We start from the raw sequence: 23,106 nt of genomic DNA on the forward strand, positions 1-23,106 counted from the left end.
TTACGGTTCTAGGTTTTGCACTTAATGCTCACTGGGTTGTTCCTGAGCAAATAATTATTTGGTGTATATCTTCTCATCTTGATTGATTTCGTGTTCATCTGGGAAATCTAGGTTGGGTAGGCGATCGCCTCGAAATAATTCTTCACTGGCTTCCCCTAAAGCTTCTAGTGCTTTTACTGTAGTTTTTCCAGTAATCAGCAGCAGTAATATAGACGCTGTACCAATTTGTAAAAGGAACGACGGAGGAATGGCAAATAAATCCAGATTGGATGCGGGTTTAGCTGAAGATTGTTGGTTGACAGGAGGCATTGCTAATTCTGGGTTATGGGAATTATTGTAGAGACGCGATTAATCGCGTCTGTCAGGAGTCAGGAAAGACACGATTAATCGCGTCTGTAGAAGTAGTTAAGGTAATTCCAACGATCGAGCGATGGAGTTGAAATGGGATAAGCTTGTTGTCTGTTTCGCCCATCAAGGGTTTACGCAAATCCGGCTTTAAAGGACAAGTCATCAGCCAGTCATATAAAATTATTCTGACCTCTAACTGCTAACTTCTGAATTTTGACTCCCTATTAGTAAAATAAACGCAAAACTCAACATTAGTCAGACTTGCAACCCGTACAAGACTATCTTGGCCGATTTTATGAGTTACGAAGGTAACAAAATTGTTAAAAAAAAACGTCAGAGTGTGATAAACCTATGGTTCTAGTTTACAAGTGCAGGCACTATCCCCCAATAATCGCTGACTGTAAAGTTAACTGAGCATGAAAACAGTATTACCAGATCGCCAGCAGTCCTTAGCGCAATGGGTAAGCCAGGCAACAGGGATCAACACTTTCGGGGTGAAAGTCCGGTTGCGGGGAAATGACCTTCATATTCTTTGTGAAGGTACTGAATGTCCTCAGCGTTGGCGTACTTTGTCTGACTTGCTGCAAGCACTACAGCAAACAAATTTAGATATCCTCACAAGCAGCGAACAAACCTCAATATATCAAGTATTTGTCTATGGCCGCAGAAAAGGGGAACAGCGCCCCTCATGGTGCCATCGAGTTCACTTGAATCAGATAGATAAGCATTTGGATGAGGTGCAGCAAGCGCTACTAGCAGACTCGGAAAAATCAAAACAATCGGGCGGGGCACTAATTGTCTCTAACGAAAGTTTGGCACGCCAAGGCAACCCAGAGGCGATCGCTCGATATCTCAGTGAAACTCTGAGTACGTTAGGTGTATCAGTACAGGCAAAAATTAAGCCATATCAGCCCAAGAATTCTCAGCCAGAAGAAAATCGCCTGTGGATCTTTTGCCAATCGAGCTATAGCCCCGATGCATCATTGCTTGCTGAACCAATAGCACAAAAGCTGCGTTATCTTAAGCTTTCCGGCTACCAAGATGCTGTAATTGTTTCTCAAGTTAGCGGCGAAACTGCTCCTGATTGGCTGCTGCGGATAGATTTGACGCCACCAGAGGTAATGCTCAAAGAGTGGGCGCGTTGGGGAGATGTCCAAGCGATCGCTCGATTATTAACTGAGGTACTATCAGGGTTAAAAGTTGGTGTCCAAGTTTCTTTAAAAGAATCAACGCTACATATCTTTTGTATCCCAGCTTTTGATCTCTTAGGAACTGCCCCTATCCCAGACAAGGCAGTGTGCTTAGAGGCAATTTTACCGCAACTAGAAGCGATCGCACCTCAAGGAATTCTCGCCGCCACCGTCTACGGACAAAAAGCAGGCGATATGCAGCCGACTTGGATTGATTGGCTAACTTTACCCGCAGCCAACAATCCCATCTTTGCCACATCACCGCTAGATTTAGCCAATACTGGCGATGAACCTGCGATCGTATTTTTACTGGAGCGTTTACTCAATCCTGATTTGGATTGGCGGCTATTAACAGGTGGAATTCGCGTACTTCTACTGAACAAAAATGATTTATTACACATCATGTGTGATGCACCAGTTTGTCCAGCGCGACAACAAGTAGCAAGTAAAATTACGCAGTTTATCCGCCAGTTAAAAATTCCCGGTATCATGGGAGTACGTGTCTACGGTCGCCGGGCTGGAAATAAAGAACCTTTTTGGCATTATGGCGTCGATCTTGAACATCGCCAACGTTTAGTACCAGAGGCAACCCCAGAATTTGCTGCTACTTCTAAATACGTTAACGATTTAGTAACCTCTGAGACTAGTGAGCCAATTTTGCGCCCCGACTTAACCACAGAAGAAGTTCAAAGTTTTGTAACCGAAGTAGCGCGAGATTGGCTGACAACGGCAAGTGCAACAGCGAAAAAACTCCTGTTGAACAGCCAGCTATTTACCGAAAGTAACCAATCAGGAGAACATAACCCTGATATTCAAGGAATTAAGATTGCTCTAGTTTGGGGAACACTGGGATTATTGCTCACCCTCCAAACTGATTGGGTACTGGGTCAAATTATTGCACGTACTATACCAAGTTCGTCAAAAGTCGCTAGCGTCTCCCTCCCATCATCTTCTGAACGCCAGGCATCTTTGACATCTGGGAAAAATCAGAGTGAGAAAACAACATTTTTTACCAGCACTTCCAAAACGAAATCTCCTCCAAATCAGAATTCTGTATTTAACGCTTCGGAATTTACCCAAAGCGATGATACTCCGAAAAATAATTTGGCAGCTGCACCACTGAAGGAAAAAGCTACCGCAACAGCTATTCTTTTAGCAGCGCGATCGCAACTGCCAAGTTTCAACGTCAGACAATTAGACGAGCAACTAGCACTGTATAAACAGCGTCTAGCTAGAACTGGTACTCCGCCAGACGTGTTGATTATTGGCTCCTCCCGCGCCCTCAGAGGAGTAGATCCCGCAGCACTTTCTAAAGCTTTAGCGACTCAGGGCTACCCAAATCTTGACGTGTTTAACTTTGGAATCAACGGTGCTACTGCACAAGTTGTAGACTTTGTGATTCGCCACGTACTGGAACCATCAGAACTACCCAAAATAATTATCTGGGCAGATGGCGCTCGTGCTTTCAACGGTGGACGCGAGGATATTACCTTTAAATCCCTTGCTGCATCAGCTGGTTATAAACAAGCATTCCAAAAAACAGCAAACCCTGCAAATAGTAATGATTTACCAGAAAATATCGTAAATTCAGGAGAAAAAAAGACAACCGAAGAAAAACCGGAGATCAGTACTTATGAAGCTGTCAATCAGTCCTTAAATCAGGCTTTAGCATCTGTTTCTGCTAGTTATAAAAACCGTGACCAAATAAAAGGTTTACTGCAAAAACAATTCCTCGCAGTTGGTCATAATCAGACAGTTACATCAGAAAAACAGCTAACAGACGATACTTCAGATGAGAGTATATCTCAGCAAGCAGTTGACTTTGATGGCTTTCTACCCCTGTCTATTCGCTTTAATCCCGCGAGATACTATCAAAAACATTCTAGAGTTCCTGGAAATTATGACAACGACTATAAATCTTTCCAGGTAGAAGGACAGCAAGATACTGCTTTGAAAGAAGTGCTTCAGTTTACCCAGGCTCAGAAAATTTCCTTAGTGTTTGTCAACATGCCTCTGACGGCAGATTATTTAGATCCAGTGCGTAGACAATATGAGCAACAATTTCAACAATATATGTTGCGTTTGGCTACTAATCCCAACTTTATTTATCGTGATTTGAGCCAACAGTGGCCAAAAGCAAATGACTACTTTTCTGATCCTAGTCACCTCAACCGCTTTGGCGCATACGAAGTCTCGAAAAAGTTAGCTAACGATCCGATGATTCCTTGGCCAGTGAAGTAGGGGAATGGGGATAAGGGAGCAGGGGAGGCAGGGGAAGGGGAAGGGGAAGAAGAATTATCGATTATTAATGCTCAACACCCAATTCCCAATGACTAATGACTAATGACTAATGACTAATGACTAAAAAATGAACTTTATATCAATTTTCTATGGACTATTCTTGTTGAGTGTATTAGGAATTTACTGGTCTTTAGCACAACAGAAATTTCGATTATGGACGTTGCTAATTGCCAGTCTAGTTTTCTATGCATCTTTGCACATTCAATACATACCATTACTCTTAGCTTTGACATTTATTAATTTCCGTATAGGACTGGAAATTGGTAAAAATACATCACCAGGAAAACATTCTCTTGACTGGCAAATCTCTAACGAAGAGTGGCAATTTGCTCAAGTTGATTGGAATCGTCGCCGTCTCAAAGTTTTGTGGGTGGGTATCACTCTAAATGTTTTACTGCTGTTAGCTTTTAAATATTTAACCCCCTTATTCAAGTTTGTTTTTAATATACAAACCAACTCACCAGATAGCTCTTTTAAATTGATTGCACCCTTGGGAATTTCATTTTTTACCTTTGAATGCATTGCCTATTTAATAGATGTCTATCGCGGTGCCCCTGCTACTGATAATTTTCTCAAATTTGCTACATACAAATTATTTTTCGCCAAACTGATTTCAGGCCCGATTACGCGTTACCACAACTTAGCAAATCAATTCAATACACTAGATTTACCTACTGCTGATAGAGTCGCTGAGGCGCTGTGGTTGATTGCTAGGGGCGCAGTCAAAAAAGGAATTTTTGCAGACCACTTGGGAATTTTCGTCGATTTATGTTTTGGTAATTTGCAACGGGCAGGTAGTACCGATCTTTGGTTAGCTACATTTGCATACGGCTTGCAGTTATACCTAGATTTCAATGGTTATGTAGACATCGCTCGTGGGAGTGCTTTGCTTTTCGGTTTGGTTTTACCTGAGAATTTTGACTTTCCCTATTTCAGCACCAATATCTCAGAATTTTGGCGGCGCTGGCATATCACTCTAGGAGATTGGCTGCGTAACTATGTCTACTTTCCTTTGGGTGGTTCTCGTCGAGGTTTAGTCCGTACCTGCTGGAATTTATTTCTTGTAATGCTAATTGCTGGTATCTGGCACGGTGCTGCTTTGGGTTATGTCGTTTGGGGCATATTCCACGGATTAGCCTTGGTGGTTCATCGACTTACAGATTCTATAAGCGATCGCGTTGAAAATCTAGAACAATTCTGGCAAAATCCTCTAGGTATTTTTGTCGCTTGGTTATTAACCCAACTGATGGTTTTTACCTCTTGGATTTGGTTCCGCCTACCTAATCTCCAAGACTCTTCTTTGGTAATTCGGCATCTTTGGGGTTATCCGGCTGACGCGCAGTTTGCCGAAAAGGTCTATGTGGAAGCCCTAAATATAAGCCAATCCCAACTCACTTGGGTACTTCTAGCTTTAGCTGCCCTGATGGCTGTAGTCTACACCTTCAACCGAATGCTGAAGTTAGAGTTTAACTGGCCAATTAAACTTGTATTCGTTCCCATCTGTTTCTACGCTGTTTGGTTATTAGCCCCTGAAGGCAGTTTGCCCTACATATACTTTGATTTTTAGCTGAAACATCAGAGAATATAGAGCTTATTATTTCGTTACAAATCCACAATACTTAAAATGTTTCTCATCAGCTAATTGTAAAGAAGTGTAAAGGTAAATAAATAGGCGATCGCATCCTCGAAAGTAATAGCAAGTTAGGTGTTGAAATGCCTTCTAAAGCGTCAATCCATGACTTAATTTAATAGTAGAAAAACTTTACAGTTCGACTAGCTTGTTAAAGAATTTGGTTACAGAATATTAAGTCACAGATTGTATCCAAGTAAATTCATGTAGACTATATTTCAGCAGGCGAAATTCATTTCGTTTGTTCCATATTTAACAACCCATAGCACTTATAAAACAATGACCACAACCTTACAACGGCGCTCTGGCGCTAGCGTATGGGATCGCTTCTGCGAGTGGATCACCAGCACCGAAAACCGTATATACATCGGTTGGTTCGGCGTTTTGATGATTCCTACCCTGCTAGCTGCAACCACCTGCTTCGTAATTGCTTTCATCGCTGCTCCTCCTGTGGACATTGATGGTATTCGCGAACCAGTTGCAGGTTCTTTGATCTACGGAAACAACATCATCTCTGGTGCAGTTGTTCCTTCTTCAAATGCGATCGGCTTGCACTTCTACCCAATCTGGGAAGCAGCTTCCTTAGATGAGTGGTTGTACAACGGCGGCCCCTACCAATTAGTAGTTTTCCACTTCTTGATCGGTTGTGCTGCCTACCTTGGTCGTCAGTGGGAACTTTCCTTCCGCTTAGGTATGCGTCCTTGGATTTGCGTAGCTTACAGCGCACCTTTGGCTTCCGCTACCGCAGTATTCTTGATCTACCCAATCGGTCAAGGTTCTTTCTCTGATGGTATGCCTTTGGGTATCTCTGGAACCTTCAACTTCATGATTGTGTTCCAAGCAGAACATAACATCTTGATGCACCCCTTCCACATGTTAGGTGTGGCTGGTGTATTTGGCGGTTCATTGTTCTCAGCAATGCACGGTTCTCTAGTAACTTCTTCCTTGGTGCGTGAAACCACCGAAACCGAATCACAAAATTACGGTTACAAGTTCGGTCAAGAAGAAGAAACCTACAACATCGTTGCAGCCCACGGCTACTTCGGTCGTTTGATCTTCCAATACGCTTCCTTCAACAACAGCCGTTCACTGCACTTCTTCCTAGCAGCTTGGCCTGTCGTCGGTATCTGGTTCACCGCTTTGGGTATCAGCACGATGGCATTCAACCTGAACGGTTTCAACTTCAACCAATCAATTATTGACTCCCAAGGTCGCGTTATCAGCACTTGGGCAGATGTAATCAACCGCGCTAACTTGGGTATGGAAGTAATGCACGAGCGTAACGCTCACAACTTCCCCTTAGATTTAGCTGCTGGTGAAGTTACTCCTGTAGCAATGACTGCTCCTGCTATCAACGGTTAATACTCCAGTATTAGCTAAATAAAAAGCGCCCTCCAGAAATGGGGGCGCTTTTTAATTGAAGAAAAATTCAGCATCAAAGCAGATGGCGAGATGCCATTGGTGTCAATTTCAGATGAAACTCCTTTAAAACCTCGTTTCCAGTCTCCTACTGGAAATGCAACTCAAAAGCGGCTCTGCCGCCAGCAAGGGAGGCGGAGCCTCAAGATGGTTCCCAGTCGGAGACTGGGAACAAGATAATATCTAACACCAATGGCAAGATGCCCACCCCACAATAAATAGATAGTTGGATGTTTTTTGATTTAGGAGTTTCTTACTTCCCGTGTGTGTCGCTCTGGATCAACAAAATAACTTTTAAAATAAAATATCCAGACAATATCAAAACAAGTTATAACTATAAAAAACGAGATAATTTTATCACTCTTGCAAGAAGAACTAATAACACCACCAAAAGAAATAATTTTTAATCCCTCTTATACCCAGCAGAATGGAGCCGCATATTTAGGTGATAGCCTTAAACTTATTAAATTCATTGACGATAATAGTATCAATTTAATTATTACATCACCACCATTTGCTCTTACACGAAAAAAAGAATACGGTAACGAAAGTGCGGAAAAATATATTGAGTGGTTCTTACCTTTTGCATCCGAATTTAAAAGAGTGCTGGCAGAGAATGGCTCATTCGTACTAGATTTAGGTGGTGCTTACTTACCTGGTAATCCCGTTCGGAGTATTTACCAATACGAACTTTTAGTTAGATTATGCAAGGAAGTAGGTTTTTTTCTTGCTCAAGAATTTTACCACTATAATCCGTCGCGACTGCCAACCCCTGCTGAGTGGGTGACAATCAGACGGATTCGTGTGAAAGATTCTGTAAATACAGTTTGGTGGTTATCTAAAACACCAAATCCTAAAGCAGATAATAGAAAAGTTTTGAAGCCTTATAGCCAAAGTATGAAACAGTTACTCAAAAATGGCTATAAAGCAAAAATACGTCCTAGTGGACATGATATTTCTGATAAATTTCAAAAGGATAACCAGGGTGCAATTCCACCAAATTTACTAGAAATTGCTAATACTGAATCTAATAGTGCCTATTTACGACGCTGTAAAACAGCAGAAATTAGACCCCATCCAGCACGTTTTCCTCAAGGATTCGCCGAGTTTTTCATCAAATTCTTAACTGATGAAGGTGATATAGTATTAGATCCATTTGCAGGTTCTAATACAACTGGCTTTGTTTCTGAGAATCTACAACGCCGCTGGATATCTTTTGAAATTAATGAAAATTACGTAATGGGAAGTCGTTATCGATTTGGCCAATAACTAAATTAAGTGAAGAGTCAAGAGTCAGAAGTTAAAATTTATAATTTATAACTCGTAACTTATAACTCATAACTGCTTACTTAAATTTCTCCATTTACCTGCATTTGATGAACTTGATCTGCTAACTCTTGACGACCTTGATCATCTAGTTTGTCAATAGCTAACATCCCCATAAGAATAACTTCTTTCAGGGTCAAACGTGTAGAATGTGCCTGTTTTTGCACAATCTCTTTAATAATGGGACTAACACCAATCGCTGTACTAGCTCTAGCCACGTAAAAAAAAGGAAACACTAATGATTCAGCCTAAATCTTAGCACTTCTAATGAAGTTATTCTCTAGAGTTAAAACTTAATTTAAATGTGTTTCAACTCATACTTCAATGAGTAAACATAAATTTCAAATGAAGTATATAGGAATCCGATTTGATTACGGAATTTATTTGTGTAGGGAAGAACAAGGAACCGAGAGGAAGGTAATAGGTGTGTACTGAGTTTTTTCAAAAATCAAATATGAGTTTTATAGTAAGTTCTCAAATTCTCAGTATGGCAAACTTAATACTTGCTTATTGATGACACACCATCGTATGATATCAATATTATCGATGATTACACTTACAACCTATTACTCTTTGATAACTGATGCATTTGCACTGCTCAATTTCACATCACAAAGTGAAAAGTATGGTAATTTGATCAAAAGCAAAAACCTCTCTCCTGAGATGCTCACAAATCACTCACTAATCACCGAGTTTACCAACACTTAATTTGTGGCAACTGAGTGTAAAAAATGTAGTCCGACTAAATCAGTGCTTTCAGTAGAACCATTCTCATAAATAATACTTCTATACTACTGATAAAACCCTACTTTAAAGAGATCGTAAATTGTCAAATATAATCTCGTGAATACGCTTTACAGAACTATACAGTGTAAATAAGAATAGTAGATTAACCGAAGTAAAATTTTCCTGAATACAGACAACGAATGCTGTGATATGGAAAAGCAGTGAGTAGAGGAGAGAAAGCGATGAGGGACCCTTATCTGTTGGCAGCAGGCTTGTTAACAGGATTAGCAATACCAGCATCGGCTCTTCCACATCTGTCCATTGTCCTGCCAGAAAATTCTAGATTCCTGTGGGATTTAAAACAGGGTTCGCAGGCAATAGTCAGTACAAAAATTATCAAGAATGTCGATCTCTCCTTACCAGAACTGAGCGGCCAAGCGTTCCAACCCTTAAAAAGTTCGCAGCTATCAGTAGGTGAGAAAAACATCCCTAGCGTACCAGAATTCGGCAGTCCGGGATTACCAACCCCAACAGAGTCATCACTTAACCCCAGCACCCAAGCAACTACCCTCTTATTGACATCTGGGAATCAACTTTACTACCAAAGATTGGCGGCTCTGAAAACAGGTCAGATTTATACACGCGTAGATAGTGATAATTTGCAATCATTGTGGGAGTCGATCAAGAAACGTCAACTAACTTATGACGACTGGAAAAGTTTACTAGCTTTAGAAGCGAGAGCGATCGCTCAAGGTCAAGGCCCAAATCATCTAAGTATCTTAGTTGGTGATTCTTTGAGCATGTGGTTTCCGAGAGAAAAACTGCCTGCTGGTAAATTGTGGCTGAATCAAGGCATATCTGGAGATACCTCTAGTGGCGTTTTAAAAAGATTGGGGGCATTTTCGGCAACACGACCAGATGTAATTTACATCATGGCTGGGATTAACGACTTACGAAAAGGTGCTAGTGATGAAACAATTTTGCGTAATTATCGCCGGATTGTCAGGCATTTACGACAGGCTCACCCCCAAGCTCAAATTATTGTCCAATCAATTTTACCTACTCGTCTACCAAAAATTTCCAATAGCCGCATTCGTCACATCAACATCCAACTAACCGTGATTGCCAAACAAGAAGGCGCTAATTATCTAAATATTTATAGCTCGTTTACAGATATGGAAGGCAATTTGCGCCCAGAGTTGACCACAGATGGGTTGCACTTGTCTCAAGAGGGATATGACGTGTGGCGAACGGCACTACAGCAGATAGAATACAAGCTCACTCAGCGTCAGAATTGAGCGATCGCTTTGCCGATATTGGAGCGATATCTACGACGGACTGCGCCTACGCAATTTTTAAATTTATGGAAGTTACTGATACCGATGCTATCAACATACGTTCTGTAATTGAATACCAATTGGCAGCTTTTAAAAAAGATGACGCTCAAGGCGCTTTTACCTTCGCTAGTCCGGCAATTCAGACGCAATTCGGAACCCCAGAAAATTTTATGCTTATGGTAAAAACAAGCTACCCAGCAGTATATCGCCCTCGTTCTGTCTTTTTTGAGAAAATAACAACCATCCACGGAAGCATAACTCAACCAGTGCTGCTACTTGCTCCTGATGGAGTTCCCTTAAGGGCTTTATATTTTATGGAAAAACAGCTCGATCGTATCTGGAGGATTAACGGTTGCTTTCTAGTTTCTCTAGAAGGTAAATAAATTCTATTTTTATACAACCAAAATTTTATACTTTAACGCCCAAGGCTTCCCGATTTAAAACCTGATTCAACTTACCGCTACGATAACCTTCTAAATCTAAGGTTACATAGATAAACCCAAAATCTTGAAATGCCGAAACTAATGTTTGTAAATCGTTAGTTAACACAAACTCTTTAATTTGTTCGGGTGGTAATTCAATACGTGCTGTATCTCCTTCCGATCGCACGCGCAAATTCTGCCAACCTAGTTTTCGGAGATAAATTTCTCCTCTACCGACTCGTTGCAACTTAGCGACAGTGATCTCTTCACCGTAAGGAAACCGGGAACTGAGGCAAGGTTGAGCAGGTTTATCCCACCAAGGTAAACCGAGTTGTTGCGAAAGTTGGCGAACTTCTAATTTCGTGACACCAATTTCTGCTAAAGGCGATCGCGCCCCTCTTTCCTTAGCCGCCTGAATTCCTGGACGATAATCATGCAAATCATCGGCATTTACCCCATCCACGACATAAGGATAACCCAACTCTAAAGCTAAAGGTTTGAGAGTGTCGTGCAACTCACTTTTGCAAAAATAACAGCGATTAACAGGGTTAGAAGTGTAATTGGGATTTTCCATCTCGTGAGTCTGGACGATTTTATGAGGAATCCCAATTGTTGCAGCTTGAATTTTCGCGTCTTCCAACTCTTCTGGTAATAGTGAAGGAGAAACAGCCGTGACAGCCAAAGCGCGATCGCCCAACACATCATAGGCAATTTTGGCAACCAAAGTGCTATCAACACCCCCAGAGTAGGCAATCAACGCCTGCTCCATTTCTGTAAATAAGGCTCTTAATTGCTCAAATTTTTCTGTCAGCATCATTTCCCAATCCTGCCAAAACCCTATAGCACCCAACAATTTCTATTGTAGTCATTAGTTATGGGGCATGGGGCTGGGGCATTGGGCATTGGGCGGAGGCAGGAGAAGGTAAAAGTTCTTTAATTTTGAATTTTGAATTTTGAATTCTTAATCCCTACTCCCCACCCAGCGAAGTTGGTGCTTTGCTGTACTTGGCTACCAGACTGGCTAAAAGTGGTAAATCAATCGGTTTAGAAATATAGTCATTTACTCCAGCGGCTAGACAAGTTTCGCGATCGCCTTTCATCGCCATTGCTGTTTGAACAATTACCGGAATCGTCCGATATTGCGGATGTTCTCGCAGTTGTTGTACCAAGTTAAGACCATTTGCATCTGTTAGACAAACATCCATTAAAATCACCGCTGGCTCTAACACAGTTAGAGTTTCCCACATCTCAGCAGCATTCTTAACCCAAGTCACCTGATATCCCAATTTACGTAGATAAATTTGCATCAAATCAGCATTTGGTAAATCATTTTCTACCAACAAAATCTCTACAGAGGAACTAGGTGTAAAATGCAGAGGAAATGAAGAAAATTTTGTTTCCTCATCCGCCTCATCTCCCCGCGCTCCTATTTCTTGCTTAAAGGGAAGTACCAGGGTAAAACGCGAGCCGCGATTTACTTCAGATTCCACTTTCACAGAACCACCGTGAATTTTGGCAAGTTTCTGAGTCACTGCTAAACCCAAACCAGTACCTTCAACACCACCTGCTACAGCCTTGGCAATTTGGAAATAGGGTTCAAACAGTTGAACTTGGTCTTCTTGGGAAATGCCACTGCCAGTATCCCACACAGTAAAATGCACAAATACACCTTTAGGAGCAACTCGTAAGCCAACACTTCCTTCACTGGTAAACTTTAGAGCGTTGAAGATTAAATTCAACAGCATTTGCTTGAGTCGTAAGGGGTCGGCTACTAAGGTTGTAATATCGGGTTCAAGTTCTAAGCACAGTTTCAAACCCTTATTAGCGGCTTTCTCTTTCACTAGTGCCAAAACATTGCTACACAGCAGTGGCACATCTATTATTTCCCACTGTACTTCTAGCTGATTTGCTTCAATTTTAGAGAGATCCAAAATATCATTGATCAGAGCTAGCAAGTGCTTGCCGCTAGACTGAATGATATTTAAATACTCTTGCTGGCGTTCTTTAGTTGGTTCGTACCCTGGTGCTAAAAGCAGGTGGGTAAACCCAATAATAGAACTAAGTGGTGTGCGAATTTCGTGGCTGGTGTTTGCCAAAAACTGATTTTTGAGTTGATTAGTGCGCTCCAATTCTTGATTAGAGTTGCTTAACTGTTGATACCGTTGCGACCAAGACAGGATATGTCTAAGTTGTACCAAAGCTGTAGTACAGTATTTGGCAGACCTTGCCATCAATTGCGATCTGAGTTGAGCTTGTGATTTGATCGGCGATTCACGATCAGAGCTTAGGGAAGCTGTGGCGATAATCAGCCAGCCCATGACGTTACCAGAATCATCAGCTAACCGCCAAGCGCTCTGTGGTTGTTGATGCTCAAGCTGTTGCAAATCTTCAAGTTTTATGACTTCTTGCAATCTCAACAGCAGCTTTTTTTCTGCTGTCAGCACTTCTACAAATAAAGGTTGTGAGTTTGGGGATGGAGAACGAGAAACATAGCAAACTGTGGCAACGGTTTCTTGTGGTTGAAACAACGCGATGCCTACGGCACAATCTGTAAGTGCCAAATTACTGCTGTGAACAGCACTGTTAATTTCGTTAACCACAGCTTGGAAAATTTCTGCTTGTGCGGCTCCTGCCTGTGGGACAGTGTTACAAGCAGAAAGCAGGCAATCATTAAGGCGACTTTGCAACTGGTTTAAGCTGCTCTCCAACCACAGTTGTGCGCGAAGTTGCTCAATTGTTGTCAAAAGTTTTGGCGTTGCATCTATCAGTGAGTTCTGGTCTGGTAAGCTTGAGTACTGCTGCATGGTCAACTAGACCGCTGAACAAATTTAGCTTTGCATAAAAATCCGAATAGGATTTTATGCATATTAGCCGAGAATTCTTTTTTATTTATAAACCATAACTTATGTTGTTATAAACCATAGCTTATGATGCCGAATTTAGCAGCTAGACAAAAAAATTATTTTATGAACCATTAACCTAAAATTTTTTAAAAGCAACTTGAGACTTATGGATACACAATTCGCCCAACTAATGGTTAATGGGATTGCGGTGGGGAGCATTATTGCGCTAGCCGCAGTCGGACTGACTCTTACTTATGGAATTTTACGACTATCAAATTTTGCTCACGGTGACTTTCTCACTTTAGGAGCATATCTCACCTGGCTGATAAACACCATTGGAGTTAATATTTGGCTGTCGATGATTTTGGCAGCAGCGGGAACAGTTGCAGCAATGCTGTTATCGGAAAAGTTACTGTGGTCAAGGATGCGCGCTATCCGTGCTACTTCCACGACGCTGATTATTATTTCTATCGGACTTGCCTTATTTCTTCGCAATGGGATTATTTTGATTTGGGGTGGCAAGAACCAAAATTATGATTTACCTGTGACGCCAGCTTTAGATATTTTGGGTTTAAAGGTGCCGCAAAATCAATTATTGGTATTGGGGTTGGCGGTGCTAGCAATCTTGGCGCTACATTACCTGCTGCAAAATACCAAAATTGGTAAAGCGATGCGAGCAGTTGCCGACGATCTGGACTTAGCCAGAGTTTCAGGTATTAATGTTGACCGAGTAATTTTTTGGACTTGGGTAATTACTGGCACGCTTACGTCATTGGGTGGCAGTATGTATGGGTTAATTACAGCCGTGCGTCCAAATATGGGATGGTTCCTAATCTTACCATTGTTTGCCTCAGTAATACTTGGTGGCATTGGTAACCCTTACGGTGCGATCGCAGCAGCTTTTATCATTGGCATCGTCCAGGAAATTAGCACTCCTTGGCTGGGTTCACAGTACAAACAGGGCGTAGCCCTGTTGATTATGATTTTGGTGCTGCTCATTCGCCCCAAAGGTTTATTCAAAGGAACGATTTGAGCAGCACCATTCCACTTCTAATTACTCAATAATGTGGAAATAGTAGGCTGCTACCAGGAAATTGATAGCTAACAAGAACAGTGCCCAGCCTGTGCGATAAGCGTAGGGAGGTTTAGCTCCACTGTCGGCAACTGGGGAAATCTTAGTTTTAGCAGTCATAATTCAATTCTCCTAATGTCAGGACTTTTTAAGAAATACCAAACTGGCGTACCAAATACTCAAATTCTTTAAGAATATTTGTGTGAAGTTGGGAATTGGGAAGAGGCAGAGGGGCAGGGAGCAGGGAGAAGAGGGGAAAGAGGGGAAAGAGGTAATTATTTTATTCTCCCCCTTAACCCCTGCCCCCTGCCCCCTGCTCCCCTGCTTCCCCTGCTCCCTCTTCTCCAGCATGATAGGAACTGCGAACCAGAGGCCCAGAACGAACATGGTTGAATCCCATTTCCCATGCTAATCTGCCGAGTTGATCGAATTCCTCTGGAGTCCAATATTTTTGGACTGGCAAATGTTCTAGGGAAGGACGCATATACTGACCAATAGTCAAGCGATCGCACCCGACAGCCCTTAAATCAGTCATTGCTTCAATGACTTCATCAAGTGTTTCTCCGTGTCCCAGCATCAAACCTGATTTGGTGGGAATGGTCGAATCAATTTCTTTGACCATAGCCAGCACTAACAGGGAGCGATCGTACTTGGCTCCCCGGCGCACTGGCCCTGTTAACCGCCGCACTGTCTCAATATTGTGATTGAAACAAGCTGGTTTGGCTTTCACAATCATCTCTATCCGCTGACGTTGACCTGATTCCCCAATACCAGCACCACCCCAAAAATCTGGGGTCAGCACTTCAATTTGAGTCTCTGGGTTCAATTGGCGGATAGTCGCGATCGTCTTCACAAAATGCCCTGCACCCTGATCGGGCAAGTCATCACGGGCTACAGAAGTCAGCACCACATAACGCAATCCCAAAAGCTGCACCGCCTGGGCGACCTTTTCAGGTTCCTCTAAATCAAGAGGCATTGGTGCATGACCTTTATCTACTTGACAGAAAGCACAAGAGCGTGTGCAGGTAGGCCCCATTAGCAAGAAAGTTGCAGTTTTTTGGGCGTAGCACTCTCCACGGTTAGGGCAGCGTCCTTCTTCACAAATCGTGTGAATTTGGCGCTGCTTAATAATGCGTTGTACGGTAGAGATTTCACTGGCTTTGCCAATCGAGCGACGTAACCAGCTAGGCATTGCCGTAATTTCAGACTTTAGTTCGGCTTGTTGTGACGCAATCATAGACATCTAAGCAAGATGCGGATATAGATGTAGTGGTCTATCGGTTAAATATCACCATGACACAAATTGAAAAGAGCGCGAGCAAAAGTTTTGCAAAACACCCCTCACAATGTCATTTATACCGAAATATACTATCCCCCAATTGCTAGAAATTTTGTATATAGTGGGAGGATTCTCAAGGGCAATCGGCAAAGCCGCTATTTACACTTATAGTTTCTGTTAGAGCAAACAGTCGTGGCAAGCAACAAGATTTTAGTTATCGATGACACTACAGTTGTCAGGGTAAAAGTACGAGAAATGTTGCCTCCGGGCAATTTTGAGGTACTGGAAGCAAAAGACGGTGTGGAAGGATTAAATTTCATTCTTCAGGAAAAACTCAGCCTAATTATGCTGGATTTCCTGTTGCCTAAAATGAGTGGTTGGGAGGTTTTTCAGAAAGTTCAAGCCGATCCGGAGTTAAGGAAAATTCCTTTGGTGATCATGTCTGGTCGCAAGGAAGAGGTGACTGAAAAAATCACAGAACCCTTTGAATACTTTGAATTTCTGGGCAAACCTTTTGATCAAAAGCAACTAATTAGCGCAATTAAGTTAGCTATGACCAAGGCGAAACAGCCACGCCCAGAACTAGTAGCAGTGGGAGCAGCTGCGGCCGTTAAAAATGGCACAGTTGCAACACTAGAGGTTGCAACTGCTACAGTAGCAGCCCCTAGCATCGCCAATGTTGCAGTAGTAACCCCTAGTTCTGGAGGAGTCTCCGACGTAGAAATTAATGCGTTGAACGAGAAAATTGCCAAAATGCAGGCAGAAATTGATGGTTTGAAAAAACAGCTAACTCAGGTTGTGACTTTTATTAAACAAAAAATCAAGTAGTATTTGCGCTCGTTATTATTATCGCAGCTAAAAATACACCGTCTCTAATAACAGGTGTCCGATTCAAAGCGGGTAAAAATAGTTAGTTCAAAAATACTTATGTTGATGTTGATAAGTCATAATTATCTACTGAGATCCAGTTTAACCTCACCCCGATAAAGCTATGCTTTATCTCCCCTTTGCTCACAAAGAGGGATTGGGGTGAGATTTTTATATGTATTTAACTCAATACAGTTCAGAATGAGCAACAAAACACTTGTAGAGACGGCGATTTATCGCGTCTCGAAAGCCCAAAATTGTTGCCAGTAGCCCTTAACCCAAGCGTATTGGTATTTAAATAGATAAGGAAACGCTTTTAAGATTTAAATATTTAGTAAAAAATTATATTTCCTAATACAAATTAAACAAAAAAATCCTATTTCATGATGAGGATAGTCTTCGCACGGGAATAATAAGCCATAGAAACAATAATTATGTGCATAGTCCGCAATGTTAGTACTATTAGATACATTATATTCCTTTCCTGGCTATCGAATTACCGAGCAAATCTACTCAGGCAGTAAAACCTTAGTTTATCGGGGCATCAGAGAAGAAGATAAAAAATCAGTCGTTCTCAAATTGATGCGGAATGAATATCCTACCTTTGCGGAAATCGCCCAATTCCGAAATCAATATATCATCACCAAAAACCTTGATATTCCTGGCATAGTCAAAACCTATAGTTTAGAAAACTACCGTAACAGCTACGTCTTAGTGATGGAAGATTTTGGCGGCATTCCCCTCCAAGACTGGCGACTGGAGGACAAGGGGAAGAAGGAAAACTGGCTTTCTCTCAACGAGTTTTTCCCCATTGCGATTAAAATTGCTTCTACCCTTGAAAGACTACATCGCGATCGCATTATTCACAAAGACATCAAGCCTGCCAACATCCTCATAAACCCTACCACAGATGAAATAAAACTCATCGACTTTAGTATTGCCACCCTCCTACCAAGAGAAGTTCAATTTCTCACCAATACCAACATCTTAGAAGGCACTCTGGCTTATATTTCCCCAGAACAAACCGGCAGAATGAACAGAGGTATCGACTACCGTACTGATTTTTATTCCCTTGGTGTCACCTTCTTTCAACTCCTCACCGGACAGTTACCCTTCACCAGCAAAGATCCAACGGAGTTAGTTTACTCTCACATTGCCAAACAACCCCTAAAAGCCAGTCGGGTTAACTCTAATATTCCGCCAATTTTGTCTGAGATCATCAGCAAGCTGATGGCAAAAAATGCCGAAGACCGCTATCAGAGTGCTTTGGGATTAAAGCATGACTTAGAGGTGTGCCAAAGCCAGTGGCAAGAAACAGGAAATATTGCACCCTTTGAACTAGGCGTGAGAGACATCTCAGATCGTTTCGTAATCCCCGAAAAACTCTACGGTCGCCAAAGTGAAGTTGAAACCCTACTTGCGGCTTTTAAGCGCGTAACAACTGGGGCTACAGAAATGATATTAGTTGCGGGTTTCTCTGGCATTGGCAAAACTGCTGTGGTCAATGAAGTCCATAAACCTATTGTGCGGCAGCGTAGTTACTTCATCAAAGGAAAATTTGACCAGTTTCAACGCGATATTCCCTTATCAGGATTGGTACAAGCTTTTCGGGACTTAATCGAGCAACTCCTCTCAGAAAGTGATACCCAAATTCAACAATGGAAAGCCAAAATTCTGCGAGAATTGGGTACACAAACTCAGGTGATTATTGATGTAATTCCTGAACTTGAACAGATTATTGGCAAGCAGCCTCCAGTTAGAGAACTCTCTGGCAGTGCTACTCAAAATCGATTCAATTTATTGTTTCAAAAATTCATCCAAATCTTCACAGGGAAAGAACGCCCTCTAGTTATCTTTCTCGATGACTTGCAATGGGCAGATACAGCTTCTCTAAAATTAATCCAGTTATTAATGTGTGGAAGTACGTTGTCTTCTCTATCGGAAGAGACAGAACAATTGGATGAAAATCAGGGTGGTTTATTGTTAATTGGTTCCTATCGAGACAATGAAGTTTCCAAGGCACATCCGCTTTATTTAACATTACAGGAGATTGAACAAGCAGCAGTAAATATTAATACAATTACCCTAGCACCTTTAAATCAGGGTGATTTAAATCATCTCATTGCTGATACCCTTCATTGTCCTGAAGTCGCTGCGGTTCCTCTCACCCAGATGGTGTTTGCCAAAACTAAAGGTAACCCCTTCTTTTCTGTTCAATTTCTCAAAGCTTTACAGGATGATGGGCTAATTTTCTTAAATCTTGATGTTAGTCATTGGCAGTATGATATTTTAAAAGTCAAAGAATTAGCTCTCACAGGTGATGTCGTAGAATTTATCGCTCTGCAAATAGAAAAATTGCCAATACAGACCCAAAAAGTTCTAAAATTTGCTGCCTGTATTGGTAATCAATTTGACTTAAAAACTCTAGCGATCGTCAATGAAAAATCTGTAGTAGATACAGCATCAGACTTGTGGCAAGCATTACTTGATGGATTAGTTTTACCACAGACTGAAAATTACAACATATTTTCAAAAGATGATGCTAATGAATTTATTACTCATGGAATAGAATCTACACAATTTTCAATTTCTAATTTACAGCTACCTAAATATAAATTCGTACATGACCGGGTGCAGCAAGCTGCTTATTCTTTAATTCCTGAAGAACAAAAAAAGCCAATTCACTTAAAAATTGGACTACTGTTATTGAACAATATTCCAGTTACCGAAAAGGAAGAAAAGATTTTTGAGCTTGTCAATCAGTTTAATATTGCAGTGGAATTTATCTCCCCTCAAGCTAAACGAGATGAACTAGCCCAGATGAATCTGATTGCTGGACGTAAAGCCTTAGCATCAACAGCTTATCCCGCTGCTGTTAAGTATTTAACTACTGGTATTCAATTGCTAGCAGATAATAGTTGGGAGATGAAATATGAGCTAATCCTAGCTTTGTATGAGACAGCGGCAGAGGCCGCGTACTTGGACGGCGACTTTGAGCAAACCGAGCAATTAGCAGAGATAGTGTTGCTACAAGGGAAAACTCTTGTAGATAAAGTTAAAGCTTACGAGGTAAAAATTAAAGCATCTGGGGCACAGAACCAAGCACTCAAAGGAATTAATACTGCACTAGCCTTTTTGCAGCTTTTGGGAGTAGAGTTTCCTGAACATCCAAGCCAATCTGATGTTCAACTAGTAATGGCAGAAATAGCATCAAATCTGGCTGGTAGGGATATTGAAGATTTAATTAACCTGCCAGAAATGACAGAAGCTAAAACACTAGCAGTTATGAATATTTTATCGAGTATTCATAGTTTGACCTATCAAGCTATTCCTGAATTATTCCCACTGATTATTGTTAAACAAATCAACTTATCTCTACAATATGGTAACGCACCATTGTCTGCCTTTGCCTATGTTAATTATGGAATAATACTGTGTGCGCTAGTGGGAGATATTGAGTCCGGTTATAAATTTGGTAAACTAGCTGTAAATCTTTTATCTAGGTTACAAATTAAAGAAATTAGCGCGAAAGTTCTTGGATCTTTTCTTTCACTTCTTAGACCTTGTAAGGAACACGCCAAGGAAATATTAAAACCTTTGTTGCAAGCTTATTCTATCGGTATTGAAACAGGAGATTTAGAGTATGCAGCTTATTCTCTACACATTTATTCTTACTGCTCATATTTTATCGGTAGAGAACTTTCAGAGTTAGAACAAGAAATGGCAAATTATAATAATGCCATCAGACAACTCAAGCAAAAAACAGTATTCCAATGGAGTAATATTTATCGGCAGAGCGTATTGAATCTACTAGGGTGTGCAGAAAATTCCTATTATTTAATTGGTGAGGTTTATAACGAAGATAAAATGCTGCCGATCCATTTGGAAACTAAAGATGGACTTGGACTCCTATATCTCTATGTCAAAAAACTTCATCTCTGTTATCTATTTCAAGAATTTCATCAGGCAGTTGAAAATGCCACACTAGCGAAAAAGTATTTAGATACTGCAATAGGACATCTAGTTGTTCCAGTTTTCCATTTTTATGATTCTTTAGCAGGTTTAGCTGTGTATTTTGAGGTATCCGAATCTGAGCAAAAATCTATTCTCGATCGGGTTCAAGCCAATCAAGAAAAAATGGATCATTGGGCACATCATGCCCCAATGAATTATTTACACAAATATTATCTTGTAGAGGCTGAACGCTATCGGATTGGTGGTCAATATCTTGAAGCAATGGAATTTTACGATCGCGCCATCTTCCTTGCCAAAGAAAATGAGTATGTTAATGAAGAAGCCCTCGCTCAAGAACTTACCGCCAAGTTTTATTTAGAATGGGGTAAACATAAGATTGCCCAAACCTATCTAACAGATGCTTACTATAGCTATGTTCGCTGGGGAGCGTTAGCCAAAGTTGACGATTTGGCAAAACGCTATCCCCAATTACTGGCTCCTATATTTCAGCAAGAAAAACTGAGTATCCATTCCAGCGAGGAAAGCACTTCTTTCTACAACACATCCATATCATCTTTATCTACCCTGAGTAATCAACAAACTGTTATTGCCTCGAAGACAAGTATTTCTGATTCTCTGGATTTAGCCGCATTCATTAAAGCATCTCAAGCACTCTCTAGCGAAATCGAGCTTGAGCGACTACTTTCGACTTTGATGGAAGTTGTGATGGAGAATGCAGGAGCTTCTAAATGCGCTTTAATTTTAAGTGAAGGTGATAACTTAGCATTAACTGTTACAACGGTTTGTTCAAGTTCAAATTTTGACCATACCTACACAGAGTTTCCATCAATTTCTTTGGAGTCAAGTTATGATGTTCCCATTACTTTGATTAACTACGTTAAACGCTCCAGAGAAATTTTGGTGATTGATGATGCAACGACTGTTTCCTTTTTAGCAGGTGATAGCTATATTCTGAGTGAAGAACCTAAGAGTTTGTTGGCTATACCTCTTCTAAATCAAGGTAAATTGATTGGGATTATTTATCTAGAAAATAATTTGACGACAGGAGCATTTACACGCGATCGCGTAGAAGTACTCAAACTCCTCACCACTCAAGCAGCAATATCCCTAGAGAATGCTATCCTCTACAAAAATTTGGCACAAGCTAAAGAAAGTTTGGAAGAATACAACCATACTCTAGAAGAGAAAGTCCAGGAGAGAACGCAGGAACTCAACGATAAAAATTACTCTCTACAACAAACTCTACAAGAATTACAACGTACCCAAATCCAATTGATTCAAAGTGAAAAAATGTCTTCTTTGGGACAAATGGTAGCAGGAGTTGCCCATGAAATCAATAACCCTATTAACTTTATTCATGGCAATATTAATCATGCTAGTGAGTATGTCAAAGACTTGCTGGATTTGGTAGTTCTTTATCAGCAAGAATATCCTCATCCTTCGCCTTTAGTTGAGGAAAAATCTGAGGAAATTGATATAGATTTCCTCACAGAAGACTTACTAAAGATTCTAGATTCAATGAAAATTGGGAGTTCGCGTATCCGCAATATTGTTTTGAGCTTACGCAATTTTTCTCGTCTAGATGAATCTGAGATGAAGCCTGTAGATATTCATGAGGGAATAGACAGTACCTTAATGATTTTACAACACCGAATTCAAGAAAAACACAATCTTACTGAAATTCAAGTCATCAAAGAATACGGAAAATTACCGGAGATTATGTGTTACCCTGGTCAACTAAATCAGGTTTTCATGAATATCCTGAGTAATGCGATTGATGCTTTAGAAGAGTCATTTGTCATTGGTGATCCATCACTGGTAAATAATAAAGAACAAATCACAAAGGACATAGAAGCATCAGCAGTTTTTGATATGGTAGGACAAATTCACATCTTTACTGAACGAACAGATTCTAATACAGCGATAATTCGGATTGCCGATAATGGTTCTGGTATGACAAAAGCGGTGCAGCAAAAAATATTTGACCCATTTTTTACTACCAAGTCGGTAGGAAGTGGTACGGGGTTAGGGTTGTCAATCAGCTATCAGATTATTGTGGACAAACACAGGGGTAGTTTAACCTGTGATTCCACATTAGGAAAGGGGACTGAGTTCGTGATTGAGATACCGATGCAACAACCAGATATCTAGACTATGGCACAATACAGTTCAGATAAGACCAAAACACTTGTAGAGACGGCTATTTATCGCGTCTTAAAAACCCACAATTTTGTACAATTAGCCCTTAGCTGAACCGTATTGGACTATGGCAACCTTATTTGTCCGCCCTGATTATGTAAGGGACTTCCAAAAAAAAATATCCAATTACTTCTTGTGGGGTGCGTGTTTCGCCCGCCCTATGGACTGGGCG

At 41.0% G+C, this 23,106-nt stretch carries 16 protein-coding genes; 9 read left to right on the forward strand and 7 right to left on the reverse strand.

Annotated features, from left to right (window positions below):
• Nucleotides 1-54 precede the first annotated feature (54 nt).
• Both FD723_RS13730 and FD723_RS13735 read right to left on the reverse strand, forming a co-directional pair.
• Complete coding sequence (locus FD723_RS13730) at nucleotides 55-309, reverse strand: hypothetical protein (protein ID WP_179065831.1); 255 nt, start codon at nucleotides 307-309, stop codon at nucleotides 55-57.
• A gap of 52 nt (nucleotides 310-361) precedes the next feature.
• Nucleotides 362-511, reverse strand: coding sequence for a hypothetical protein (locus FD723_RS13735; RefSeq protein ID WP_179065832.1), 150 nt, complete (start codon nucleotides 509-511; stop codon nucleotides 362-364).
• Nucleotides 512-764: 253 nt separating this feature from the next.
• Here FD723_RS13735 and FD723_RS13740 point away from each other — a divergent pair, with 253 nt between their 5' ends.
• The 4 genes from FD723_RS13740 (at nucleotide 765) to FD723_RS13755 (ending at nucleotide 8,157) form a co-directional block, all read left to right on the forward strand.
• Nucleotides 765-3,779, forward strand: a complete 3,015-nt coding sequence (locus FD723_RS13740) for a DUF1574 family protein (protein WP_179065833.1) — start codon at nucleotides 765-767, stop codon at nucleotides 3,777-3,779.
• Between the two features lie 127 nt (nucleotides 3,780-3,906).
• Nucleotides 3,907-5,406 (forward strand): MBOAT family protein, encoded by a 1,500-nt coding sequence (locus FD723_RS13745; RefSeq protein ID WP_179065834.1) that lies wholly within the window; start codon nucleotides 3,907-3,909, stop codon nucleotides 5,404-5,406.
• 342 nt (nucleotides 5,407-5,748) lie between these two features.
• Nucleotides 5,749-6,831 (forward strand): photosystem II q(b) protein, encoded by a 1,083-nt coding sequence (gene psbA, locus FD723_RS13750; RefSeq protein WP_179065835.1) that lies wholly within the window; start codon nucleotides 5,749-5,751, stop codon nucleotides 6,829-6,831.
• 420 nt (nucleotides 6,832-7,251) lie between these two features.
• The gene (locus tag FD723_RS13755) at nucleotides 7,252-8,157 is read left to right on the forward strand and encodes a site-specific DNA-methyltransferase (RefSeq protein WP_179065836.1); all 906 of its coding nucleotides are present in this window, start codon (nucleotides 7,252-7,254) and stop codon (nucleotides 8,155-8,157) included.
• An 80-nt stretch (nucleotides 8,158-8,237) separates the two neighbouring features.
• Here the strand turns inward: FD723_RS13755 and FD723_RS13760 are convergent, their stop codons facing one another.
• Nucleotides 8,238-8,450: a hypothetical protein gene (locus tag FD723_RS13760; RefSeq protein ID WP_179065837.1), complete on the reverse strand. Its 213-nt coding sequence runs from the start codon at nucleotides 8,448-8,450 to the stop codon at nucleotides 8,238-8,240.
• Nucleotides 8,451-9,182: 732 nt separating this feature from the next.
• Between FD723_RS13760 and FD723_RS13765 the strand changes: the two genes are divergently transcribed.
• Both FD723_RS13765 and FD723_RS13770 read left to right on the forward strand, forming a co-directional pair.
• Nucleotides 9,183-10,238 (forward strand): SGNH/GDSL hydrolase family protein, encoded by a 1,056-nt coding sequence (locus tag FD723_RS13765; RefSeq protein ID WP_179065838.1) that lies wholly within the window; start codon nucleotides 9,183-9,185, stop codon nucleotides 10,236-10,238.
• Between the two features lie 65 nt (nucleotides 10,239-10,303).
• Nucleotides 10,304-10,660, forward strand: coding sequence for a DUF4864 domain-containing protein (locus FD723_RS13770; protein ID WP_179069141.1), 357 nt, complete (start codon nucleotides 10,304-10,306; stop codon nucleotides 10,658-10,660).
• Nucleotides 10,661-10,685: 25 nt separating this feature from the next.
• On the opposite strand, the gene larE is transcribed toward FD723_RS13770, so the two are convergent.
• Nucleotides 10,686-11,513: an ATP-dependent sacrificial sulfur transferase LarE gene (larE, locus tag FD723_RS13775; RefSeq protein WP_179069142.1), complete on the reverse strand. Its 828-nt coding sequence runs from the start codon at nucleotides 11,511-11,513 to the stop codon at nucleotides 10,686-10,688.
• A gap of 154 nt (nucleotides 11,514-11,667) precedes the next feature.
• Complete coding sequence (gene hrmK / locus FD723_RS13780; RefSeq protein ID WP_179065839.1) at nucleotides 11,668-13,503, reverse strand: hybrid histidine kinase/response regulator HrmK; 1,836 nt, start codon at nucleotides 13,501-13,503, stop codon at nucleotides 11,668-11,670.
• 205 nt (nucleotides 13,504-13,708) lie between these two features.
• On the opposite strand from hrmK, the gene FD723_RS13785 reads away from it, so the two are divergent.
• Nucleotides 13,709-14,575 (forward strand): branched-chain amino acid ABC transporter permease, encoded by an 867-nt coding sequence (locus FD723_RS13785; protein WP_179065840.1) that lies wholly within the window; start codon nucleotides 13,709-13,711, stop codon nucleotides 14,573-14,575.
• 21 nt (nucleotides 14,576-14,596) lie between these two features.
• Here the strand turns inward: FD723_RS13785 and FD723_RS13790 are convergent, their stop codons facing one another.
• On the reverse strand, nucleotides 14,597-14,734 hold the full coding sequence (locus tag FD723_RS13790; protein ID WP_179065841.1) for a photosystem I protein PsaX: 138 nt from the start codon (nucleotides 14,732-14,734) through the stop codon (nucleotides 14,597-14,599).
• A gap of 172 nt (nucleotides 14,735-14,906) precedes the next feature.
• The gene (gene lipA, locus FD723_RS13795) at nucleotides 14,907-15,851 is read right to left on the reverse strand and encodes a lipoyl synthase (protein WP_179069143.1); all 945 of its coding nucleotides are present in this window, start codon (nucleotides 15,849-15,851) and stop codon (nucleotides 14,907-14,909) included.
• Between the two features lie 234 nt (nucleotides 15,852-16,085).
• On the opposite strand from lipA, the gene FD723_RS13800 reads away from it, so the two are divergent.
• Nucleotides 16,086-16,721: a response regulator gene (locus FD723_RS13800; RefSeq protein WP_179065842.1), complete on the forward strand. Its 636-nt coding sequence runs from the start codon at nucleotides 16,086-16,088 to the stop codon at nucleotides 16,719-16,721.
• Nucleotides 16,722-17,210: 489 nt separating this feature from the next.
• On the forward strand, nucleotides 17,211-22,886 hold the full coding sequence (locus FD723_RS13805; RefSeq protein ID WP_179065843.1) for an ATP-binding sensor histidine kinase: 5,676 nt from the start codon (nucleotides 17,211-17,213) through the stop codon (nucleotides 22,884-22,886).
• Nucleotides 22,887-23,106: the final 220 nt, after the last annotated feature.

Source organism: Nostoc sp. C052, from assembly GCF_013393905.1.
Lineage (GTDB): Bacteria > Cyanobacteriota > Cyanobacteriia > Cyanobacteriales > Nostocaceae > Nostoc.